The organism is Lysobacter sp. Soil_N_51 (assembly GCF_057655755.1).
This window is the reverse complement of record NZ_JBDGLR010000008.1, coordinates 187174-209819: the sequence shown is the minus strand read 5'-3', so window position 1 is coordinate 209819 and position 22646 is coordinate 187174. Positions and strand designations below refer to the sequence as shown.

At 68.4% G+C, this 22646-nt stretch carries 22 protein-coding genes; 4 read left to right on the top strand and 18 right to left on the bottom strand.

Features of this window, described 5'->3' with window-relative positions; genetic code table 11:
* Positions 1-431 precede the first annotated feature (431 nt).
* The 5 genes from AC3A4T_RS16940 to AC3A4T_RS16920 form a co-directional block, all read right to left on the bottom strand.
* Positions 432-1703: an RNA polymerase sigma factor gene (locus AC3A4T_RS16940; protein ID WP_487676427.1), complete on the bottom strand. Its 1272-nt coding sequence runs from the start codon at positions 1701-1703 to the stop codon at positions 432-434.
* A 246-nt stretch (positions 1704-1949) separates the two neighbouring features.
* Positions 1950-2384 (bottom strand): VOC family protein, encoded by a 435-nt coding sequence (locus AC3A4T_RS16935; protein ID WP_487676426.1) that lies wholly within the window; start codon positions 2382-2384, stop codon positions 1950-1952.
* Positions 2385-2561: 177 nt separating this feature from the next.
* Complete coding sequence (locus tag AC3A4T_RS16930; protein WP_056107689.1) at positions 2562-2990, bottom strand: YciI family protein; 429 nt, start codon at positions 2988-2990, stop codon at positions 2562-2564.
* Positions 2991-3267: 277 nt separating this feature from the next.
* Positions 3268-6036, bottom strand: a complete 2769-nt coding sequence (locus AC3A4T_RS16925; protein ID WP_487676425.1) for a TonB-dependent receptor — start codon at positions 6034-6036, stop codon at positions 3268-3270.
* Positions 6037-7281: 1245 nt separating this feature from the next.
* Positions 7282-7638, bottom strand: a complete 357-nt coding sequence (locus AC3A4T_RS16920) for an ArsR/SmtB family transcription factor (protein WP_487676424.1) — start codon at positions 7636-7638, stop codon at positions 7282-7284.
* Positions 7639-8006: 368 nt separating this feature from the next.
* Between AC3A4T_RS16920 and AC3A4T_RS16915 the strand changes: the two genes are divergently transcribed.
* Positions 8007-9119, top strand: coding sequence for a glycosyltransferase family 4 protein (locus tag AC3A4T_RS16915; RefSeq protein ID WP_487676423.1), 1113 nt, complete (start codon positions 8007-8009; stop codon positions 9117-9119).
* Positions 9120-9185: 66 nt separating this feature from the next.
* Here AC3A4T_RS16915 and AC3A4T_RS16910 read toward each other — a convergent pair whose 3' ends face one another.
* Positions 9186-9410, bottom strand: a complete 225-nt coding sequence (locus AC3A4T_RS16910; protein WP_487676422.1) for a hypothetical protein — start codon at positions 9408-9410, stop codon at positions 9186-9188.
* A gap of 429 nt (positions 9411-9839) precedes the next feature.
* On the opposite strand from AC3A4T_RS16910, the gene AC3A4T_RS16905 reads away from it, so the two are divergent.
* The 3 genes from AC3A4T_RS16905 to AC3A4T_RS16895 all read left to right on the top strand — a co-directional run bounded on the left by AC3A4T_RS16905 (position 9840) and on the right by AC3A4T_RS16895 (position 13074).
* Positions 9840-11051 carry an MFS transporter gene (locus tag AC3A4T_RS16905; protein WP_487676421.1) on the top strand — a complete coding sequence of 404 codons (1212 nt, stop codon included), beginning with the start codon at positions 9840-9842 and terminating at the stop codon, positions 11049-11051.
* A 333-nt stretch (positions 11052-11384) separates the two neighbouring features.
* Positions 11385-12524 carry a hypothetical protein gene (locus tag AC3A4T_RS16900; RefSeq protein ID WP_487676420.1) on the top strand — a complete coding sequence of 380 codons (1140 nt, stop codon included), beginning with the start codon at positions 11385-11387 and terminating at the stop codon, positions 12522-12524.
* Positions 12525-12747: 223 nt separating this feature from the next.
* Positions 12748-13074, top strand: coding sequence for a hypothetical protein (locus tag AC3A4T_RS16895; RefSeq protein WP_487676419.1), 327 nt, complete (start codon positions 12748-12750; stop codon positions 13072-13074).
* A gap of 23 nt (positions 13075-13097) precedes the next feature.
* Here the strand turns inward: AC3A4T_RS16895 and AC3A4T_RS16890 are convergent, their stop codons facing one another.
* From AC3A4T_RS16890 to AC3A4T_RS16835, 12 genes are all read right to left on the bottom strand, one after another.
* Complete coding sequence (locus tag AC3A4T_RS16890; protein ID WP_487676418.1) at positions 13098-13874, bottom strand: DUF6683 family protein; 777 nt, start codon at positions 13872-13874, stop codon at positions 13098-13100.
* 143 nt (positions 13875-14017) lie between these two features.
* Entirely contained in the window at positions 14018-14329 is a 312-nt protein-coding gene (locus AC3A4T_RS16885) for an EscF/YscF/HrpA family type III secretion system needle major subunit (RefSeq protein ID WP_036113420.1), read from the bottom strand.
* Positions 14330-14482: 153 nt separating this feature from the next.
* A complete protein-coding gene (locus AC3A4T_RS16880) occupies positions 14483-14959 on the bottom strand; it encodes a hypothetical protein (RefSeq protein ID WP_487676417.1) in 477 nt (158 codons plus the stop codon).
* A gap of 78 nt (positions 14960-15037) precedes the next feature.
* Positions 15038-15787 carry a hypothetical protein gene (locus tag AC3A4T_RS16875; protein WP_487676416.1) on the bottom strand — a complete coding sequence of 250 codons (750 nt, stop codon included), beginning with the start codon at positions 15785-15787 and terminating at the stop codon, positions 15038-15040.
* A gap of 11 nt (positions 15788-15798) precedes the next feature.
* Positions 15799-16290, bottom strand: a complete 492-nt coding sequence (locus AC3A4T_RS16870) for a hypothetical protein (RefSeq protein ID WP_487676415.1) — start codon at positions 16288-16290, stop codon at positions 15799-15801.
* Positions 16287-17642 carry a FliI/YscN family ATPase gene (locus AC3A4T_RS16865; RefSeq protein WP_082124656.1) on the bottom strand — a complete coding sequence of 452 codons (1356 nt, stop codon included), beginning with the start codon at positions 17640-17642 and terminating at the stop codon, positions 16287-16289. Before AC3A4T_RS16865 ends, AC3A4T_RS16870 begins: the two co-directional genes overlap by 4 nt.
* 52 nt (positions 17643-17694) lie before the next feature.
* A complete protein-coding gene (locus AC3A4T_RS16860) occupies positions 17695-18429 on the bottom strand; it encodes a FliH/SctL family protein (RefSeq protein WP_487676414.1) in 735 nt (244 codons plus the stop codon).
* Between the two features lie 44 nt (positions 18430-18473).
* Entirely contained in the window at positions 18474-19121 is a 648-nt protein-coding gene (locus AC3A4T_RS16855; RefSeq protein WP_056109262.1) for a hypothetical protein, read from the bottom strand.
* Positions 19118-19879, bottom strand: a complete 762-nt coding sequence (gene sctJ, locus AC3A4T_RS16850; protein WP_487676413.1) for a type III secretion system inner membrane ring lipoprotein SctJ — start codon at positions 19877-19879, stop codon at positions 19118-19120. The genes AC3A4T_RS16855 and sctJ overlap by 4 nt, the downstream gene beginning before the upstream one ends.
* Before the next feature lie 77 nt (positions 19880-19956).
* The gene (locus AC3A4T_RS16845; RefSeq protein ID WP_056109267.1) at positions 19957-20370 is read right to left on the bottom strand and encodes an EscF/YscF/HrpA family type III secretion system needle major subunit; all 414 of its coding nucleotides are present in this window, start codon (positions 20368-20370) and stop codon (positions 19957-19959) included.
* 170 nt (positions 20371-20540) lie between these two features.
* Positions 20541-20933 carry a hypothetical protein gene (locus AC3A4T_RS16840; protein ID WP_194735187.1) on the bottom strand — a complete coding sequence of 131 codons (393 nt, stop codon included), beginning with the start codon at positions 20931-20933 and terminating at the stop codon, positions 20541-20543.
* A 185-nt stretch (positions 20934-21118) separates the two neighbouring features.
* Positions 21119-22594: an FHA domain-containing protein gene (locus AC3A4T_RS16835; protein ID WP_487676412.1), complete on the bottom strand. Its 1476-nt coding sequence runs from the start codon at positions 22592-22594 to the stop codon at positions 21119-21121.
* Between the last annotated feature and the right edge of the window lie 52 nt (positions 22595-22646).

Genomic DNA, 22646 nt, shown 5'->3' with positions numbered 1-22646 from the left:
ACCACCGCTGCAAAATACGCAAATCGCCCGAAGCAACGCCCCTCTCAGACCGTGCAGCCCTCACCTACCGTCATTCCCGCGAAGGCGGGCTCTGCTTTACTTCGGCGCAGCCGAACATCCAGTGCCTTTCGTGCGAGAACGCTTGAAGTCACTGGATTCCCGCGTTCGCGGGAATGACGATCTGAAACATGGCGCTAAAGTCTCTGGATTCCCGCCTTCGCGGGAATGACGCTCTTGAGGGATGGCGCTGAAGTCTTTTGATATTCGGCTACGTCGAAGTAAGGCAGAGCCCGCCTTCGCGGGAATGACTGTCTTGAGTGATGGCGCCGAAGTCTCTGGATCCCCGCCTTCACGGGATGACGACTCGATGGATTCGCGCTGAAGCCTACATGTTGCCCATCACAGGGATGGCGCGTGGCAGAGACAGTCCTCTAACCACTCTCCGCCGCGCGCGCCAACAACAGTTCGCGTTCGCGGGTATTGCGCGTCAACGCGGCCGCGCGCTCGAATTCGATCCGCGCTTCCTCGCGACGGCCGAGCTTGAACAGCAAGTCGCCGCGCACCGTGGGCAGCAGGTGATAGCTTTTCATCGACGGTTCGTCGAGCAAGGTGTCGACCAGTTGCAGGCCGGCGGCCGGGCCGAAGGCCATCGACAATGCAACCGCGCGGTTGAGTTCGATCACCGGCGACGGCGTGCGCAACGCGAGTTGCTGGTACAGCGCGGCGATGCGCGGCCACGGTGTGTCCTGCGCGGTCGCCGCGCGCGCGTGGCAGGCGGCGATCGCGGCCTGCAGGGCGTACGGGCCGTTGGAACCGCTCAGTTGCACCGCGCGTTCGAGCGCGCTCAGGCCGCGCTGGATCTGCATGCGGTCCCAACGCGCGCGGTCTTGGTCCAGCAACAGGATCGGTTGTCCGTCCGGACCGGTGCGCGCCTTGGAACGCGAGGCCTGGATTTCCATCAGCGCGACCAGGCCGTGCACCTCGGCTTCCTTCGGCATCAGCCCGGCCAGGATGCGGCCCAGCCGCAGCGCGTCCTCGCACAGGCCCGGGCGCATCCAGTCGTCGCCGGCGGTCGCCGAATAGCCTTCGTTGAAGATCAGGTAGATCACTTCCAGCACCGACGACAGGCGCTGCGCGAGTTCTTCGCCGCGCGGCACTTCGAACGGCACCTGCGCATCGGCCAGGGTGCGCTTGGCGCGCACGATGCGCTGGGCGATGGTCGGTTCGCTGGCGAGGAAGGCGCGCGCGATTTCGTCGGTGGTCAGGCCGCCGAGCAGGCGCAGGGTCAACGCCAGCCGCGCTTCGGTCGACAGCACCGGATGACAGGAGATAAACACCAATCGCAGCAGGTCGTCGCCGATGTCGTCGTCGAGCTGGTCGAAGAACGCGTCCTCGACTTCGTCCTGGCTGGCTTCGATCTCGCGCCCGATTTCCTCGTGCTTGCGGTCGAGCAGCTTCTTGCGTCGCAGCCGGTCGATCGCGCGGTTCTTGGCGGTCTGCATCAGCCACGCGCCGGGGTTGTCCGGCACGCCGCTGTCGGGCCATTTTTCCAGCGCGACCACCAGCGCGTCCTGGGCGAGTTCCTCGGCCAGGCCTACGTCGCGCACCATGCGGGTCAGGCCGGCGATCAGCTTGGCCGATTCGATCCGCCAGACCGCATCGATGGCCTTGTGCGTGGCGCTGGAAGAGTGGGGGTCCGTCACGGCGACCGATCAGACCACCTCGAGCGCGGCGATGCAAGGGCAGAAAGCCTGGGCTCGCGCTCGGGCCGCGTCCGGCGGCGGCGATGCGAGCGCGGCCGCGTCAGGTCGAGCGCATCGCGCTGGTCGATGAGGCGCGACGCGTACGACGCGGCGCGATCGTCAACGGGGCGACCGCGCGTTATCGATTGCCGCGGTCGCCGCTCGCGCGCGAGTCATCCCGGGCCACCGCAATGCCTTCGCGCCGGATCATTCCGGGCAACCGATCCCGGCGCGAACGCAGTTGATCATCCACGGCACGCCGAAGCGGTCGGTGACGATGCCGTAGCTCAAGGCCCAGAAGGTTTCCTGCAGCGGCATCTGCACGCTGCCGCCGTCGGCCAGCGCGGCGTAGATGCGTTCGGCGTCGGCCGGGTCGTTGAGCATCAGCGCGACATGCGCGCCGACGATGCCCTGGTAGGGATGCGCGGCGGTGGCGTCGGTGCCCATCAGCATGCCGCCGTCGAGTTCGTAGCAGCCGTGCATGATCTTGTCGCGGTCGGCGGGATCGAAGTCGCCGCCATCGCAGCCGGCCTGGTCGCCGAACGGCATCAGCGCGAGGATCTTGCCGCCGAGGGTCTTGAGGTAGAACTCGAACGCCTGGCGACAGTCGCCGTTGAAGGACAGATAGGTAACCAGTTGCATGATGGGCTCCGGGTGGGTGGGGCGTTGCAAATCGGTGCGGCGAGTCGGCATGGCGGTTCGCCGGAAAGGGCGGGTGATGGGGTGGCGTGGCGATCGGAGCGAAAGGCGTCGGGGCTGAAGCCCCTCCCACAACAAACCTCGGGGCATTCGCGTCCAGCGTCGCGTTCGCGCGGGGAATCAGCCTGCTCGCGCGGCGACCTGTTCGCGCAGACGTTGCTCGGACGCGCGCAGTTCCGGACTGGCCGCGTCGCCGAAATCGGCGGCATCGAACACTTGGCGGATCTCGATCTGCGCCGGCGAGCCGTCCAGGCTCGGCACCCGCTTGACCCACTCGATCGCCTCGTCCAGCGAACGCGCCTGGATCAGCCAGAACCCGGCAATCAATTCGTCGGTGTGGGCGAACGGTCCGTCCTCGACCCGGCGGCCGCGGCCGTCGAAATACACGCGCGCGCCCTTGGCGCTGGCCTGCAGGCCTTCGGCGGCGAGCAGCACGCCGGCGCGGACCAGGTCCTCGTTGTAGGCGCCCATCGCGTTCAGCAGCGCGGCGTCGGGCAGCACACCGGCCTCGCTGCGGGCATCGGCCTTGACTATCAGCATGAATTTCATCGTCCTCGCTCCTCGTCGGCGAGCCGGCCCCGGGTCCCGGCGGGTCCCGGTCGGGCTGGCTTCATGAAGGCGACGAACGGGGAGGGCGGGAATCGACAAGCATTGGGGCCGGGGATCGTGAGCCCGGGGCTTCGGGCTGGATCGGCGCACTCGGCGGCCAAGGGCTTGGTTGGCCGCAAACAAAAAGACCTGCTCCGCGATGGGCGCGGAACAGGTCTTCGGCTGGCATGTGCTCGATCGCGGCGGACGATGCTCGCCGCGATCGGTGGGCCGCGACTTACTGGAAGTTGTACTTCACCCCGACCGTGAAATAGCGGCCGATCGCGCCGCTGGAATGCATCGGGTTGTAGTTGATCGCGCCGTAGGTCAGCGGGTCGAGCGGGGCGATCTTGTCGGTCAGGTTCTGAATCGAACCGAACACTTCCACGCCGTCCTTGGCCTTCCAGCGGCTGGACAGGTCGACGGTGGTGAACGAGGGAATGCGGCAACCGCCCGGCGCGGGGCGGCCGTCGGCGTAACGGCTGGCGCACACGTCGCCTTCGTAACGCACGTTCTTGAAGCTGCCGATGTAGTTGACCACGCCGCTCAGGCTCCAGTTGCCGAGCTCCCAGGTCGCGCCGAGGTTGATCCGGTCCTTGGGCGTGCCGATGCAGTTGGTCACGTCGCAGTTGCCGTGGGTGCCGGCGAACTCCAGCGAACTGCCGTCGAGTTCCTCGCGCTCGAAGGTGGTGATGTGGCTCCACTGCAGATCGAGGTTGAGCTTGCCGGCCGAATCCAGATCGAAGCCCTGGCGCACGTCCAGGTCGATGCCGCGCACGGTGGTCGAAGCCGAATTGACATAGTTGGCGAGCGCGGCGAGCAAGGTGCCGCTGTTGGCCTGGCCCGGCAGGTTGTTGTCGCTGCGGACCACCTTGCCGGCGGCGATCGCGGCATCGGTGGTCTCGACGTTGATTTCGTTGCTGCGCTTGATCTGCCAGCCGTCGAGGGTGACCGTGGTGCTGCTGGTCGGTTCGAACACCAGGCCGACGGTGTAGCTCTTGGACTCCTCGGGCTTGAGGTCGGGATTGGGGCTGGTGATCACCGCGATCTGGATGTCGCAATCGCGCACGCTACCGCCCGGCGCCGGGTTGCCGCCCGGGCAACGCACCGGGTCGGCCGCGGCGGTGAAGCCGGCCAGGCCGCCCTTGCCCGACTCGGCCGGGTTCGGCGCGCGGAAGCCTTCGGCGTAGGTCGCGCGCAGCGACAACTGCTGCAACGGACTCCACTTCACCCCGAATTTCGGCGTGGTCGCGCTGTCGCCGCCCTTGTAGCTGTCGTAACGCACCGCGCCGGACAGCTCCAGGCTTTCAAGTACGGGCGCGACGATTTCGGCGTAACCGGCCGCGACTTCCTGGGTGCCTTCGTAGGCCGAATAACCCAGGCCGATGATGTCGCCCGCGTCGGTGTAGGTCTGCGGCTTGAGCTCGGCTTTCTGCCGCCGCCACTCGGCGCCGAACGCCACGCCGAGCGCGCCGCCCTTGAGGTCCATCAGCGAGCGCGAACCCTTGACGTCGAACAGGTCCAAGGTGGTCTTGCCGTCGGCGTGGATGGTCGGCGAGATGTAGTCGTACAGCGCCTGCGAATTGAGGTTCGCGTTCTGGCCCAGGCGCCAGTAGCCGCCGGGGCCGGTGCCGTTGGTCAGCGCATCGCGCACCGCGCTGTAACGCAGGAAGCCGTCGCGGGTGTTGGTCAGATCGCTTTGCGAATGCAGGTAGGCGACGTCGACATCCCACGCGCCCGCGGTGCCTTTGACCCCGGCCAGAAAGCGGCTGAATTCGCTGTCGGTGCGGATCACCCGCGGGCCGACGTCGAACGCGGTGTAGCGCAGGTTGGCGGACTGGCCGGGGAACGGGTTGTCCGGATGATTCGGCCCGAGCACGACCGCGCCGTCGCCCGAATCGCCGTTGACCGGACCGCCCGGATACCCCCACGCGCCGGACGCATCCGACGGCGTGTTGACGAAGGTGTTCTTCTTCTTCGAATAACCCGCTTCCACATACGCCTCGAAGTTGTCCGACAGCACGAAGGTGGCGCGGCCGAACAGGTTCACGTACTTCTCTTCCGGGGTCAGGCTGTTGAACTGGCCGGCCTGCCACAGGCAACCGCCGCCGGGGTCGGTCTGCGGAATGGTCGAGAATTTCTCGCAGCCCGGCAGCGACACGTATTGGCCGCTGGTGGGGTTCTTGACGTTGCCGACCGGCGAGCCGTCGGCGTCGGCGCCGAGGATGAAACCGTTCATGAAACGCTTGGTCTGGCTGTAGCCCCAGCGACGCGCGTCGCCGGTGCCGATCCACTTGCGATCGGCGCGATCGGCGACCTGGATCTCGTCGGTCTGGCTGGCTTCGATGTTGAAGAACACGTTGTAGCGGTCCTCGCTCAGATTGCCGAAGCCGAACGTCGCCGAGGCCTTGGCCTGTTGTCCGTCGCCCTCGCCCGATACGCCGTAGGAACTGCGCACGGTGACGCCGGTGAATTCCTTGCGCAGGATGATGTTGACCACGCCGGCGATGGCGTCGGAGCCGTAGATCGCCGACGCGCCGTCTTTGAGCACTTCCACGCGTTCGACCGCGTCCATCGGAATCGTGCTCAGGTCGGTGAACACTTTCTGGCCGTCGTCGGCCAGGCCGTAGGGCGCGGTGCGCCGGCCGTTCAACAGCACCAGGGTCGAACCCGCGCCGAGGCCGCGCAAGGAAATGCCCGAGCCGCCGCCGGCGAAACCGGTGCCGAAGGTTTTCGGAATCGTGCCGGCGCCGTCGGTGGTCAGTGTCTGCAGGTATTCGGCGATGCTGGCCTTACCGGTGCGATCGATTTCCGCGCGCGTGACCACCTGCACCGGCGACGCGGTTTCCATGTCGCCGCGACTGATGTTGGAACCGGTGACTTCGACCCGGTCCAGGGTGGTGGGTTGCGCCGCGTCCTGCGCATAAGCGGCGACAGGCGCGACGCCGACGATGGCGGCGGCGAACAGCGCGCGAGCGATGGCGTGGCTGAGGATGGCGTGCGGCATGGTCGGCTCCGGTGGGTGGTCGTGCGAATGAACGACAAGGCGAACAAGACTGGACAAGGTGGATCGGGTTTTGTGTTTGCTGCTTTGGCTGTCGTGCGTGGCGCTTAGTGTTTCGTGCGTGGTTGCTCGTGCTTCGTACTTGGTGGTTAGTACTTGGTAATTGGTGTTCCGCGCTGGATGTTCGAGCGTATGTCCCATCGGCATTGTCGGGATCCAGGCGCGAATACGGTTGTGCGCCGCGCTTACTGTTTCTGCGCGCGATTGCGTAACCGGATATGCCGTCGTTGTTGAATCGCTACGCCGTTCTTACGAAATCCCCCTGAAAACGTGCACGTATCGGGCGTTACCGATTACGCGGAAAACACGCGATGTCGATCACGAATGGCGCGGGAACCGACGTTAATACGTCAAGGCCGCCGCATACTTCGACGCAGTTCCGCTTACTCGCGGCGCGACTTTGCGCAATGTGTCGAGTGTTTGCGGCGCTGCGCAATGCATCGGCGCATTGGGTTGCGATTGGACGCGGGTACGCGTGCCGTGATGATTCGGCTTCGTGTGTTGAAGTTCGATGGCATGCATGGCGAGGCGGTCTGCGATGCGATGCGGCCCTCTCCCCGGCCCTCTCCCGCAAGCGGGAGAGGGAGAGAAAAGTGGCGAGGTTGAAGATCCACTCGGCGTTGGAGATCTGCTGGCCGTTGAAGATCCGCTCAGCGTTGGAGATTCGCTCAGCGTTGAGGATCCACTCGAGGTGAGACTCGACTCGGCGTCGAGACCCGATGCAGAAGTACAACTCGAAGCAGCATCAAGACCCGGCGCCGCATTGATCCGCGCTGAAACCAATACTCCCTCTCCCGCTTGCGGGAGAGGGCCGGGGTGAGGGCCGCCCTATGCGTCGAAGAATCCGACACGCACGACTCAAACCGTCAGGCTCGCCGACACGCACGCGTAAAAAACTTTCGACCCCACTCAGCCCGTTCCGCGCACACCACGCCCGCGCTGTTTGCTTCGACTTGAAGCGATAACGGAAGACTCCACCGGCTCAGCCACGGTATGCCGGATCGCACTCGCCAACGGACTCGGCAATCCGCAGCACGGCGCGCGCGCCGGCCGGGTCGACGACGCATCGGCGCGCTTGCCGTTGGCCTTGCGATCGGGCGCGCCGGTGTCGGCCATCGTCAGCCGTCGCTCCACGCTCGCACTGACGTTGGCGCGCGATCGTGAACCTGCGCGCCTTGAACGCGCGCGCTAGTCGTCGTCGCGCGCATGCGCCGCCCCGTGGGTGGTCTGCAACTGCGTCAGGTAGTCGTCGAGCCGGTCCAGGCGCTGATCCCAGAATTCGCGATAGCGGTCGAGCCAACCGGACACTTCGCGCAGACGCGCGGTCTCCAGCCGGCACGGCCGCCACTGCGCTTCGCGGCCGCGCGCGATCAGGCCGGCGCGCTCGAGCACCTTGATGTGTTTGGAGATCGCCGGAAGGCTCATGTCGAACGGCTCGGCCAGTTCGGTCACCCCGGCCGCGCCGTTGGCGAGCCGGGCCAGGATCGCGCGCCGGGTCGGGTCGGCCAGGGCCGCGAAGGTGGTGCTGAGCGGGTCGGCGGGCATATCAACTCAACCAATAGGTTAAATAACACGGCTAGTTGAAGCCCGCTCGGCGCAGGGTGTCAAGCGTGCCGTGACGGCGCCGTCCAGGCATGCGGCCTGCGCCAGGGCACAATTTCGTTCAGCCTCTTCATGAACAGCCGCACTTTTCATCGGACGTCTCGGCGCAGTTCATCACATAATAAATGTGACGCTGTTCGCACTAAGAGGGAAGGGCTGACTCGGCTGCATGTCCCGTTAGTCGTCTGTCCAGGGCATGGCGGTACTCCGATGACGCTTGCGTATTCCAACGTGTTTTCCAACGTACTTCCACGTGCCGGGCGGTCTGTCGCGCCGGCCCCGACATGCGCGCGTCCGGACGATTCACACCGATGCGCATAGGCCTCGACTACCGCGCCGCGACCGCCGCCCCGCACAGCGGCCCCGGCCGCCAGGTGCTGGCGCTGGAGCGCGCGCTGCGGCGCCGCGACGGCGTCGAAACGGTGCTGTTCACCGAAGCCCCGCTGGATCATCCGCACCGCGCGATCGCAGTCAGCGCCGACCTGGGCGTGCCACTGGACGCAGAGCCCGGCCTGCGCCGCCGTTGGCGCTACGAGGCCGGGTTCCTGCCCGCGGCCCTGCGCGAGGAACGCGTCGACGTCTACATCGCCGCCGCCAACGGCGGCCTGCCGGTGTGGCGCAAACCCTCGGACGTGCGCCAGGTGCTGTTGCTGCACGACTTGTTCCGGCTGACCCTGCGCCGCCCGCCGGCCACGCCGTGGCGGGCGCTGACCTCGCGGGTCGTCGATCAGGCCGCGATCGGCCATTCCATCGCCAGCGCCGACGCGATCTGGACACCCTCGCGCTACACCACCGCCGAATGCGGCCGCCTGTACCCGGCGCACGCGCACAAGCTGTACGTGCTGCCCGACGCGGTCGCGCCGCTGCCGCCGCCGGCCGAGCGCAGCCAGCTGGCGCTGCCGTTACCGCCGCGCTACTGGCTGCTGGTCGGTACCCGCGAACCGCGCAAGAACGCCGATCTGTTCCTGCGCGCATGGCTGGACGCGCGTCGCCAGCATTACGACACCCCGGATCTGGTCGTGGTCGGCGCGCCGCGCGACGTCGCGCCCGAGCTGCAGCGGCTCAACGGCGTGCATTGGTTCGAATCCATCGACGATGCCGCTCTGGCCCGGCTGTATGTCGACGCCGAGCGGCTGTGGCAGCCGTCGTACGCCGAAGGCTTCGGCCTGCCGGTGCTGGAGGCGCTGGCCGCCGGCACCCCGGTCGCGGTCGCCGAAGGCAGCGCGCTGGAGGAAGTCGCGCCGGGCGATATGCCGCGCTTCGATCCGCACGACCGCCACTTGCTGGCGCAGTTGATGATCCGGCTCAGCCGCGAGTCGGTGGTTGGCAGCGCCGATCAACGCCGCGCGTTCGCCCAGCGCTTCGCGCCCAATGCTTACGCTGCGCGGGTGGCCGCGCTGCTCGACGAATTGCTCAAGAAGTAGTCGCCTGCGGACCGCGACGCGGCGCCCGCTCAGTCGCCGGTTTTACTCGTCCGCCTGTTCGCCCGCTTACTCGTACGGCGCGTGCTGCAAGCCCTGCGACATCAGCATGCGGTTGATGTTGGACACCACGTGCCCACGTTCGCTGCGCGGGGTCACCGTGAGCAGCCGTTCGACCAGGCTGTCGACGCGCGGCCAGAACACCGTGTCGTCGCTCCAATGGCGTCGCCACAACGGCAATGCAGCGCTGAGTTGGCATAAATCGCCGTCGAGTTCGGCGCGGGTTCGATGCATGGTTCCACTCCCCTGGCAACGACGGGCTCAGGCCCGCCCATCGGTTCGTCTCCCCGGACGAGCCGGGTCGCTGGATGAACCGTCATCGCCGGGGGAAGCAACGACGGACCGTGTGGGGCTGTGACGTACGCGGTCCCCACCGCGGACGCCGTCCTCCCATGAGGCTGAACGCTAGAACACTCTCTGACTCGAACGCGGCCGAAAGGTTCTTGCCCCACCTTAAATCACCAAGTTTTTGCTTAAAAAGTGACACTAGTCACGCAATGAGTGCCATAAAGCCAGTTCTGTCAGTGGGGTGTCGATGCCCGTCTCGCTGCACCGCAGCACGCAGATCGCACTGTTCTGATGGCTTTCGTTGACCTCGACCATGCTTGAGGTCGCAAGGTGGCCGCACCGTCTCCACCGGCCCCGCCCATGACTGCCCTCTCCATGCCCTCACCCTCGCCGGCCGTGCCGGTCGTCGCCGCCACCGACTGGATCGCGGTCGCCGCGGTGTTCGGCGCCGGCCTGATCGCGGCCTTGCAGGTCGGCAAGGTCGCCATCGCCCTGCCCGCGCTCAGCGCCGACCTGGGCCTGGACCTGCGCGCGGGCGGCTGGGTGATGGCGGTGTTCGGCGTGCTCGGCCTGGTCGCCAGCGTGCCGGCCGGCGCACTGGTGGCGCGGTTGGGCGATCGCGCGCTGCAGGTCGGCGGCTTGCTGGCGATGGCCGCCGGCAGCGCCCTGGGCAGCCTGGTCCACAGCCTGGCCTGGCTGCTGGCCAGCCGGGTGCTGGAGGGCGCGGGCTTTCTGTTGTTCGCGGTCGCCGGGGCGAGCGTGTTGCAGCGGGTGTCGCGGCCGGCCGATCGCAACATGGTGTTCGCGATCTGGAGCTGCTACCTGCCCGCCGGCATGGCGGTGGCGCTGGCCACCGGCGCGGTCCTGAGCGGTTGGCGCGGGTTCTGGCTGATCAACGCCGCGTTGTGCGTGGCCGCCGCGCTGCTGCTGCGCACCGGCGTGCCGGCGCCGCAGGCCGCGACCGGCGCCACGCCGTGGCGGCGCGTCGCCGGCGACGCGCTCGCGGTCGCCGGCGCGCGCGGGCCCCTGCTGTTGGCGCTGGTGTTCGCGCTGTACTCATTGCAGTTCTATGCGGTGCTGAGTTTCCTGCCGACCCTGCTGATGCAGCGCATGCAGGTCTCGGCGCTGGACGCGGGCCTGCTCAGCGCGGTCGCGGTCGGCGCCAACGTGATCGGCAACCTCAGCGCCGGCCTGCTGCTGCGTCGCGGCACGCCGGGCTGGCGCCTGATCGCGATCGCCAGCGCGGCGATGGGCCTGGCGGCGGTCGGCGCGTTCGCGCTCGGCCTGCCGGCGCCGGCAGTGTTCGCGCTGTGCGTGCTGTTCTCCCTGGTCGGCGGCATGCTGCCGGCCAGCGCGATCAACGGCGCGGCCCAGCTCACCCCGCGTCCGGCGTTGGCCGCGGTGGCGATGGGCTTGTTGATGCAGGGCAGCTACCTGGGCCAGGTGCTGGGGCCGTCGCTGTTCGGCGGCGTAATCCAGGCGGCGGGCTGGCCGGCGGCGTCGATTCCGGTCGCGCTCGCCGCGCTCGGCGCGGTCGCGCTGGCCTGTTTGCTGCGCGGCAGCCGTGCGCAGCCGGTGAGTGGCTGACTCTCAGTCGTCGAATAGCCGCAGCAGCGGTGGGTCGATCGCGGGCTGCGCAAGCGCGACCGCGCAAGCCGGTCGCCCTGCCGGATTCGGCTAACAAGCGCGTTATGTGCGCGCCGTTCGCCTCGGGCCGTTCCCCTAGGGTCGGCCCGAGGATGCCGCGACGCGGCCGCGGCATTAACGTCGATGCACGCGCAGCCTCCGCGGCGCGAGCCCCTGCGTGGGAGCACGCCCATGTCCATCAACCTGCCCACGGGCCTGCCCTTACCCTTGCCTGGTAACAGACCTTCGTTTCCGGGCGGACCGTCGGTGCCTGGCGCGCACGGCTCAGGGGACTTGCCCGATATCGCGTTACCGGGTTTCGAAGGCGGCCCGCAGGACCCGAGCAAACCGCTCGATCCCAACGCGCCCAACCCGCAGCCCGGCAACCACAACAGCGCCGGCGATCCCGGCGCCGCCAACGGCGACGGCCTGTTCAACAACGGCACCACCCCGGGCGCGACCGGCGACCCGTTGCGCGATCTGGCCAATCCCAACAGCCGCATGCTGCCCGGGCAATCCGCGCAGAACAGCAACAGCCCGTTCAACACCAGCCCGACCCAATACCCGGCGCCGACCCTGTCCGAACGCGCGCTCAACAACGCCGCGCAGTTCGCCAGCCTGGACCGGCCGGCGAACTTCAACGCCGTGCCCGCGGCGATGGCGAACGCGTCCTCGACCAGCGTGCAGAGCAACGCCCTGCCCAATGCCGCCGTGCTGCCCAACGGCGCCAGCAACGGCGCGCTCGCCAATACGGCCGCATCCAACGCGACCACCGGCAACGTCGCCGCGCCGACATTGACCCTGGTCGCCAACAACACGCCCAACGCGGTGCCGGCCGCGCCGATGGCCGCGGCCTTGAACCAGGACGCCTTGATCGCGCAGCAGAACGTGCTCGCGCGCCTGGCTAACCAGCAACACGCCAACCCGCCCGGCGCCAGCGCCGCGACCGCCGCGCCGCCGCCGTCGGAAACCTCGGCGACGCTGCCGTCGATACAGACCAACACGCTCAACAACGACGCGCGCAATCAGCCGCTCAACCTCAACGACCGCATCGCCCAGCAACGCGGCGACGGCCTGCCGAACAATCAGATCTACACCGGCGAAAGCATGCAGCGCCGTCCGCTGCGCCGCGGCGGCCGGGTCGACAACGCCAGCCTGACCCAGTGGTTGTCCGCGTTCGGCCGCGGCGGCGTGCATCGTCCCACCCACGAACACCAGCCGAGCCTGGAAGTGGTGCGAGCGCTGCAGTGGCTGTTCTGGGTGCTGACCGTAGCCGCCTACGCCTGTCTGGCGATGGCGGTGGTGCTGTTGCTGCCCGACGGCAGCCTGATCACTGAGCGCGCCAGTCCCGGTGGCAGCGGCGTGGCGCTGCTGCTGGGCGTGGCGGTGGCGGGCGGGGCTTGGTGGTTGGGTCGACGACTCAATCGGCGTTGAGCCTGCGCCGGTGTGCTTCGCGCGCGTGGCGTCTTTCTGAAACCCCAGCTTCAGCTGCGACTGGCATCAGCCTGAGCTTTGGCTGTGGCTTTGGCTTTGGCTTTGCTTAAGCCTGAAAGCAAAGAAAAACGCTTTGTTGTGGAGCACAAGCCCGCAAGTTTGAAGCATTGCGGGCACGCGCCACACCGGACATCCATGTCCCGGTGGCGCGCGACGCGCATCCATGCGCGTCGCCCTTCGGGTGTGCTTGTTGCTATCGCGAGCTACAGGCCTCGCAGCGCTGGATGAACTGCGCGATTTGAGACTCAAGCAAAAGCGGCATGGCCTACCTGTAGCAGCGGCGCAAGCCGCGACCGTGGAATTCGGCTACGGCGCAGGTTGCGAGGTGGTCGTCATGGCGCGGTCGCGGCTCGCGCCGCTCCTACAGGGGGCCATCGGAGGAATGGCGCGATCGTTCGATCGGGCCATGAAGATCATCGCGATCGGAGCGGAAGGCGTCTGGGCTGAAGCCCAACTAAGAAAGTCGCCCCGCAAGGCCTCGCAGGCGTGAGATCCCGTACACCACCAGCGACACTACTGCACCAACCCCTGCGCAGTGAATCGATAATTCTGCAGATCGATACCCAGCGTCCGGCGAATATCCTCGCGCGCCGCGCGCGCGAACTGCGCCTGCGTTTCGGGTTCGGGACGACGGGCGAACGCGTCTATGCGTTCGGACAGGTTCAAGGCCCGGAACAGGAAATCGTCGGCGACCCATTGCCGGCGTTGCGGCGCCAGTTCGGGCAGCGTGCTGCCCTGCGCCAACGAGCCGCGCAACTGATTGCGCAACGCGACCAGGCGCGCGCCGCTCGGCAACGGCGCCTGATGGACCAAGGCCCAGTTGACCGCGACATGGTAGGCGGCGACGTCGGCGAGGTTGTCGTTGGCCAGTCCCTGCGCCGGCAGGACCCGGGCGAAACGCTGGCGGTAGTCGGCGCTGGCCGAACGGCGCGCGAAGTCGTCGGCGACGCCACGGCTTTGCTTGGCCATCGCGGCGATCAGGGCCGCGCGCACGCGCTCGGTGGTGGCCGGATCGCGCCGGAACGACAGGTCGGCGCTGCTGGTCGCGGCGACCGCGGTGGGCGACTTGGACGCGCCCGCGCCGCGCTGGGCCTGCGGACGCGATGCCGGCGCCGCCGCACCGGAGCGCTGACTCAACGAACGCTTGATCGCGGCATTGACCGCGGCGGTGCCGGCCACGCTCTGCATCGAGTCCATGGTCGAGTTGAACCCGTCCATCTGCGGCTGATAGTCCTGCGCCGCGACCGCGCCGCTGAGCACCAGCACGATCGAGCCAAGCGCGAAACGCACGCCACTGCCTCGGTCGTGAGTGCCATCGCGGGCGTCGACACGAGCACGAGCGAGCGAGGCGACAAGCGCAAACCCATAACGCAGAAACGCAAAAGGAGCGAAGCCAGGCTTCGCTCCTTTCGCGACGGCTTGCGAACGCGGCATCAGCCCTTGCGCGAGGCCTGACCCAGGCTGTCGCCGAGGGTCTTCACCACGTTGGTGAAGGTGTTCATCATCAGCTGGAACTCGGACACTTCGGCCTGCGTCTTGAGCATGTCGCTCGGCTTCGCGTCGGCCGGCAGGCCTTCGATCGCCTTGGTCATCTGATCGGCCTTCTTGTCGGCCAGCTTGCCGGTCAGCTCGGCGATCGCATACAGCCAGCCCTTGCCGCCGCTGGCCTTGGCTTCCTCGGTCTTGCCGCGGACTTCCTGGGTGGCCAACGAGTTGACGAAGAGGGCGTTGACGTCGTTGCTCATGTCGTTCTCCAAAATTCATTTCGGTGTGAGAGATAGAGCCGTTCTGCCATCTCGCCGCGAACCGCCCCTGTTTCTGGATTCCATCTTCCCGCCGGGCCCGGGGGCCTACAAGCTATGGCGTACCCTAGGTGCCGGCGGGTGCAATACGTGCGCTTAGCCGCCATTTCCCCAGGGATTGCGCGGCGCCGGCTTCTTGCTGGCGCCGGCGGCCGCGGAATTCGTGACCGCGGCCGCGGTATTGCGCTTCTTGCGCTGCGCGTTGCGCTCGTTGAGCCATTCGGCCGCGGCGATCTCGCCGTCCTCGCGCAGGCGGCGGCCGTATTCCAGCGCATCCTGCACCGCGTCGCGCCGCAGCGGCTCCAGGGTGTCGTTGAAACGGCGGATCTGGAACTCGCGCTCACTGGCGTCGGCGTCGGGCATCAGCGCGTCGACCGCGGCGGCCCAGTCGCGGCGCATGCCTTCGGGATCGATCTGGATCGGCGCGTCCAGGTCCTGCTTGTCCAGGGCCTCGTTGAGCTTGCTCAGCAGGAAGGCGCGGTCCTGCGAACTCAGGTCGGGCTGCTGCTGCAACAGGTCTTCGAACGAAGCCCGCAGCTGGCGGCGTTGGTCGTCGGCGGTCGCTTGAGTCATGGCGTTGGCGGTCCATCGGGTTGGGTGAAGGAAACATCCGCGCGCTCACGGCGCGGACGCGAACCTCGCGCGGCGAGGTCAGTCGTGGAAATGCGGATCGATGCTGAGCTCGCCCAGGTTGCGTTCGGCGAAACGCCGCGCGAGCTCCGGGCCGGCTTCGCGGATCGCGTCGTAGCTCGAACGCGAACGCGAGTCGGCGCGCAGCTGCCAGCCCTCGGCGGTCTTGGTCAGCAGCAGGTCGGTGCCGGGTAGGGTCTGATCGGACAGGCGCAGCAGCACCTGGCCTTGTTCGCCGCTGGCGCCGCCGTTGCTGACCGCGAGCTGGCGCACGTGGCGCTCGATCAGGTCGGCGAACGCGCTGGCGTTGGAGGTCGGCTGCGCGGGCGGCGGTTGCATGGCGCTGTCGCGCATCGCCAGCTGCGCCTGCAGCATCGCCGAGCTTTCGGCCGGCGGCGGCGCGCTGTCGACCCGCTCGAAGCCGACCGACTGGCGCTGGTGTTCGTGCGCGCGCTCGCCGGCCGCCTGCTTGCGCGCGACCGCGTTGCCGGCTTCGGCGCGCACCTGTTCGGCGGTCATCTTGCCGCCGTCGGCGGCGCTTTCGCTCTGGCCAAGCAGGCGCGCGAGGCCTTCGTCCTTGCCGGCGGTTCCGGCCTGGGCGAAGCCGCCCTGGCGCTGCTGCAGCAGACTGCGGAACTGATCGACCGATTCGGGCGCGGCCGGCTGGCGGGTCGGCGCGCGCGTGGGCTGCGCCTGTTCGGCCTGCTTGGCGGCTTCGGCGCGCTTGGCATCGGCATCGGCGGAAGGCGAGCTGTTGCGGATCGTGCTCATGGCGACCTCGATCAGAAGGGGCCTTGCGACTGTTGGCGCGAGGCCATCAGCAGGTCGGCGGAATGGGCTTCCTCGCGGCGCTGGCTCGCCGCCTGTTGTTCCTTGCGCCAGACGTCCTTGCGCTTTTCCAGCGCGTCCAGCCGCGCCTGGGCGCGGAAGAAGGCCTTGCGCGCTTCGTCCAGCGCGGTCTCGGCTTCGCGCAGCTTGCCTTGCGCGTCGAGCAGACGCTGATGCGCGGCGACCGCGAGTTCGCCGAGATGATCGATATGCGATTCGCGCTGCGACATCGCCATCGCCCAAGGCACGCCCGGCGGCGGCGGATCGAGCAGGCGCAGCCGCTGCCCGGCGCGTTCGCGATTGAGGTTGGCGATCTCGCCCTCGATCGCGGTGCAGGCCTCGCGCCGCGCCTGCACCTGGCGCTGGCGTTCCATCACCACGCCGCGCGCGGTCTCGACCCGGTGCGAGCGCAGTTGCAGCAGCGTATGCAGCGGATAGCGGCTCATCCGAACAACCTGCGCAGCGCGTCGACGGATTGTTTGTAATCGGCCAGATCGCCGGCCGACTGCTTGAGCAACTTGCGGATCGGTTCGATCTTCTCGATCGCGATGTCGGCCTCGGCGTCGCTGCCGCGCTTGTACTCGCCCAGCTGCAGCAGCAGTTCGATGTCCTGGTGCTTGGCCAGGTATTTGCGCAGTTGCCCGGCGGCGCGCTGGTGGCCGTCGTCGGCGACCCGCGGCATGGTGCGGCTCAGACTGGTCAGCACGTCGATCGCCGGGTAGTGATAGGCCGCGGCGAGCTTGCGCGACAGCACGATATGGCCGTCGAGGATCGAGCGCACTTCCTCGGCGACCGGATCGTCGCCGTCCTCGCCTTCCATCAGCACGGTGTAGAACGCGGTGATGCTGCCCTTGTCGTTGTTGCCGGCGCGCTCGAACAAGCGCGGCATGGCGCTGAACACCGACGGCGGGAAGCCGCGCCGCGCCGGCGGTTCGCCGATCGCCAGGCCGACGTCGCGCAAGGCGCGGGCGAAGCGCGTGACCGAGTCGACCAGCAGCATCACCCGCTGGCCGCGGTCGCGGAAATACTCGGCGATCGCGGTCGCGACCCAGGCCGCGCGGCTGCGCTCGAGCGCGGGCCGGTCGGAGGTGGCGACGACGATGATGGATTTCTTCAGGCCGGCTTCGCCGAGGTTGTCCTGGATGAATTCGTTGACCTCGCGGCCACGTTCGCCGACCAGCGCGATCACGTTGACATCGGCGTCGCCGCCGCGCGCGAGCATGCCGAGCAAGGTGCTCTTGCCGCCGCCGGCGACCGCGAAAATGCCCAGGCGCTGGCCGACGCCGGCAGTCATCACCGTGTCGATCGCGCGCACGCCGGTGGCGAACGGGCGATCGATCAGGCTGCGCGCGAGCGGATTGGGCGAAGCGGCATAGATCGGGATCTGCACGGTCGGGCCAAAGCCGCCGCGGCCGTCGATGGGATCGCCGTTGGCGTCGAGAATGCGACCGAGCAGACCGTCGCCGGCGCGCACCGAGGCCTGACGGCCGGTGGCGATCACTTCGGTGTCGTGGGCCACGCCGTCGAGCGCGCCCAGCGGCGTCAGCAAGGTGTACTGGCGCGACACACCGACCACTTCGGCGGCCAAGCGGAAATTGCGGTCGCGCGGGCTGCGCAGTTCGCACAGCTCGCCGATCATCGCCTTCAGGCCGGTGGCGCGGATCATGGTGCCGTAGGCTTCGGCGACCTTGCCGATGCGCACCACGTTGGGCACACGCGCGAGCGCCGCGATCAGCGGGTCCTGTTGCGGCACCGGCGCCGCGACCGGTTGCAGGATGGTGCGCTGCAGGCTGCTCATCGCGCGCCTCCGCGAACACGGCAGGCGAACCCGGCGGCGAGCGCGCGGCGGTTCATTCGCTGTGCTCCGCACCGTATTCGGCGCCCGACAGCGCGACCCGGATCGCTTCGATCTGCTGGGCCACGCCGGCGCGGACTTCGCCGACTTCCGACACCACCACGCAGCTGAGCTTGTCCAGGCTTTCGTCGTCGACCAGTTCGATCACCCCGACCACCGGATGCGCCTGGCGCACCAGGCCCAGGCCCTTGGCGACGTCCTCGCGCACGCTGGGATGCACCCGGATCAGCAGGAACTGTTCGGCCTGCGCGGCTTCGACCGCGTGCATGACCAGCGGCGGCACCACGCTGCGCGCGTCGAACTCGGGGGAAATGCGCGCGACGATCGCGCAGGCCAGTTCGGTGACGCGGCTGCCGGCGTCGGCGAGCACGCGCGCGCGGCGTTCGTTGAGGTCGGCCAGTTGCTGCGCCATCTGTTGCTGCGCGCGCGCCAGCCCTTCGGCGAAACCGGCCGCGTAACCGGCCTCGCGCGCCTGCTTGATCTCGTCGCCGGCCTCGGCGTACAGCGCATTGACCCGGGCCAGGGCCTGATCGAGTTCGCCGATCGCGTTCCACTGCTTGGCCGGCACGATGGTGCCGGCGACCGCGCGTTCGAATTGCTTGCGTTCGAACACCACCACCGTGCCGGTGGCGCGCTGCGGTTCGATCCGGCGCGGACCGTCGCTCAGGCCCGTGCCCGCCGAGGCGGACGCGGAAGACGACAGGTCGGCGGAGAGCGGATCGGCGTGCATGAATGTCCTTGGATGAATGCGATAAGCGGCGGCGACGCGGCGGCTCAGGCCGCCAGCGGTCTGGCGCCGTGATGGGCATGCAGGCGCTCGACCGTTTCCGGCGGCAGATGCGCGACCAGCGACGCGCTCGGGTCATGCAGCCCGCGCGGCAGCAGCAGGCGCGACCAGTCGGCCAGGCCGGGGTCGCGACGCTCGGCCCACAAGCGCAGTTCGGCGCGGCCGCGTCGGTCGAGCAGGTCCAGCATGCTTCGATCGTCGGGATCGCGCAGCGCCGCATCGAGTTCGGCGTTGAGCTGCGCGCCCAGTTGCGCCTGGACCTTGCCGTCCCAGACCAGACTGTCGAGCGCGAGCAGATAGGCGTTGTCGAGCGCCTGCTTGAGCCGGCGCACCGGATCGCGCCTTACTTCGGCGCGGATCGCCGGGGCGTAGGCCAGCGCACCGAGATCGCGCACCAGACGCTCGACCCGCGCGCGCGGCCAGCGCAACGCGGCGGCGCCGAAGCCTTCGCCGGGTTGCGGCGCGAGCAGGGCCGGCGCGTCGCCGGCGGCGAGCCAGCGGCCGAGCAGGCGACGGCCGAGCGCGCTGTTGCGGGCGGCGGCGAGCAGTTCGGGTTCGATCCGGTCCGGACCGTCGCCGTGCCAGCTCGGATCGACCTCGGAGAGGATCGTCCGCAGCGCCGCCGTGCCGCTCATCCGTTCCAGACCCCGCTGCGTGCGTTGCTCGGCGCGGCCGCGGCGGCCGGGGCGAAGCGCGAGCGCAGACGGCCGAAGAAGAACGCAACGATCGCCAGCACCACCAGCACGCCGGCGCCGATGATGACCGCGCTCAGGTCGATCGAGCCGATCACCGCGTTGAGCGGGCCACCGCCCTGATGCGCCTTCGGCGGCGCGGTCACGGTGAAGAACTTGACCGTGACCTTGTTGACGTCGTCCAGGCCCTCGACGCTGTCCTTGACGAACACTTTGATGTCGGTTTCGCGATCGCGCAGACTCTGGCCGGGGCGTTCGAAGATCAGCACCGAAGCCGAGGAATCCTGCACGTTGCCGCCGAGCGGATCGCGGTCGGGCAAGGCGATATGCACGCGCGCCTCGACCACGCCGTCAATGCGGGTCAGGGTGCGCTGCAGTTCCTGCGACAGGCCGTACAGATAGCGCGCCTTTTCCTCCAGCGCGGAGGAAGCGAAGCCTTCCTTCTTGAACACCTCGCCGAGCGAGCTGTACTTCGAGCGCGGCAAACCGCGCGAGGTCAGCACCTGCATCGCGTAGGGGATGTCGCCGCGATTGACCATGACCTCCCAGCCGGTCTTGCTCGGCGAGGGGTCCTTTTCGGCCGGAATCCCCGCATCGAGCAGGGCCGCCATCAGTTCATTGGCCTGTTGCTCGTCGAGCTGGCTGTACAGCGGCGTGCTCGTACAGCCGACGATCAGCAGGCAGGCCAGCAGGGCCGCCATGACTCGTAACGCATTGAAGCCTGACGCCCTACCCATGCATCCCCCGTGGTGATTGCGTACCGATTGCGAGCGACTGCTCAGGACTGCTGACGGAACAATTGCTGGATGCCGTCCGAGGTCCGGTTGGCGACGTTCGAGGTGAGCTGCGAGGTGAACATGAACTGGTGGCAGCGCATGGTCATCTGGATCATCTCGCCCGAGGTCAGATCGGCGCTGTTGGCCGACATGGTCTTGGTCGCCGCGTCGATCTTGTCGGCGCCGCCGTTGAGATTGTCGAGCGCGGCCAGCACCGCGCGGGTGCCCTGCGACATTTCGGTCGGCGCGGCTTGCGCGGGCGCGCCGGCCTGAGCACCGCCCGAGGTCGGCGAGGCGCCGCGGTCGAATGCAGCGGCGAACTCGCGAATGTCGTACGCCGATGCCTGCGGCGACTGCGCCGGCGATGCGGCGGCCGGCTGCGCGGCTTCGGCTGCGACTTGAATGGCTTCGATCATGGCCCTTTCTCCTGGAGCGTTGGGTCCGAACGAACAACAAATTACGGCTGGCGATCAAAAAGCAGACGGTGCGGTGCGCGGTGCGATGGCGGCGCTTCGACGCAGCCGGCGCCCGGACCGAGATCCGGGCGCCGCGGCAGGAAGCGGCGACGTCGGGCCGCGCCCGGCCGTCAGTTCTTCGACGCCAGGGTCTTGAACGCGTCGCCGATGCTGTTGATCGAGGTCGAGGCGTTATTGGAGATGAACTGCATGCGCAGGCTCTCGGAGGTCAACGCGATCATCGCCGACGGCTGGTCGTTGCCGCCGCCGATCGAGCCCGACAGCTCGGTGATGCGGCCGGCCTGGCTGTCCAGGGTCGAACCCCACGCCTTGGCCATCGCTTCGAACCAGCTGCCGCTGCCGCCGCCCGCGCCGCCGCCGGCGGAAACACCGCCGCCGCCGCCGTTGGACGAGGCGCTGGCGTTCTTGCCGTTGCCGACGGTGTTGCTCTTGTTGACATCGGCGATGAAGCTGGTGACCAGGCCGGCGGTGCCGCCGGCGTTCGGATTTACCGTATTGCTCATGACGTCTCTCCTGCTCGTTGCGGCGTGGCCGCTGAATGGCGTGGAACAACGGATGAAGCTGAACTCTGAATGCGGCACTGCATACGGCCCAGTACGGACCTAAAGCGGATGCATGGTGCCGATCATGGATTTAATCGGTGATACACACGTGAAACCAGCTAGTGCTGACCCGGGGGTGGTCGGGGTCATTCCCGCCTCCCGGCCGGCTTCGCGGGCGCCTCGGAAACGCTGAAGGGGTTGTCGCGACTGTCCGCCGGCGTGGTCGGCGGGCGCGCGGCGGACTTGGCGGTCGGGCTTGCCGGCGCGGTGGGCGCGGTGGGCGCGGTGGGCGCGGCCGGGGTCGCATTGGCCGCGGTAGCGGTCGCGGTCGGCGCCGGGGTCGCACTCGGCGGGGTCGCAGGGGCGCCGCTGGCGGCGGCGGCCGCGGCGGCCTGCTCCTCGGCGGTCAGCGGCTGCGCCTTGAGCTGATCGGTCATGCCGGTCAGCTTGTTCAGCGCCCAGGCCTTGTCGCCGATCGCGATCAGGCTGCGGCCGTCGGGCATCACGTCGCCGACCGCGTACTCGTGGCCGTCGACATCGATCACGTGCGGGTTGGCGCCGCCGCGGACGATCTGCACGATCCGGGTCGGCTCGGCGCTGACCGGTTCCTTCTTGACCTCGGGCGCGGCCACGGTCGGCCCGGCCGGACGGCCGTCGTCGGCGAGATTGTGCGGAATCACCCGGTTGACGCCGTTGACGTCCTGCATCGCCCGCGATGCCACCGCGCGTTCGAACGCTTCCTTGCTTTCGAACCGCCCGGTGACTTCGACATCGCCGTTGCCCAGATAACGCGTCTGCGTGGTCAGGCCCTGGCTGCGCAGCACTTCGCGCACGTCGCCGGCGATGTCGTCGCCGGTGCGCAGGTCCAGGCGCGCGTCGACTTCATCGGTCACCAGGCGCTTGCGGATCATCTCGCGCACCGTGGCGTCCTTGACCGTACCCGACAGCACCAGGCTGCCGTCGTCGTTTTCGATCAGGCGGCCGCCGGCGATCGAGAACTCCTTGATCAGCGGCTGCACCACTTCCTTCGGCGTGGGCTTTTTCTCGAAGCCCGGCATCACCGCCGCGGCGATCGCCACCGACACCAGCGACAGCGCGGCCAGACCGGCGATCAGCGGCAGATGGCGCATCGAGGATTTGGCGGGTTTCGCCAGCTCGCCCATGTTGGGCAGCATCGTCGCCCAGCCCGGGTCTTCGGCGGCGCCGACCGCGATCGACGCGCCGCCCATGTCGACGCGCTGCATCGCGCTCAACTCGGCCGGGTCGCCCGGATTCAGGGTCTGGCCGTCGATCGTCAACGGCGCATCGAGCGCGCGCAGCGAGACCGTGCCGCCCATGCGGGTCAGGAACGCGTGACGCGGCGCGACGCCGGGATCGGACAGCACGATGTCGCAGTCGCCGCTGCTGCCGATCAGCACGGTTTCCTGCGCCGACAACGGACGGCTGGCGCCGATGTGCAGGCCCGAGACCACGCGCAGCACGCTGATCGCGGGGGTGATGCGAATCTCGCTGCGGGCAGCCTCGCCACGCACGTCGGCCTTGCCGTCGTGCGCGCTCTTGTCGGCTGCGCCGGGAACGACGGCGCCGTCGTCGGATGCAGTCGGATGTTCGTCGATGGACATGGCGGACTCCTGTCTCAGGCGCCGCCGCGGCGGGCGGCGCATACGGTCGGGA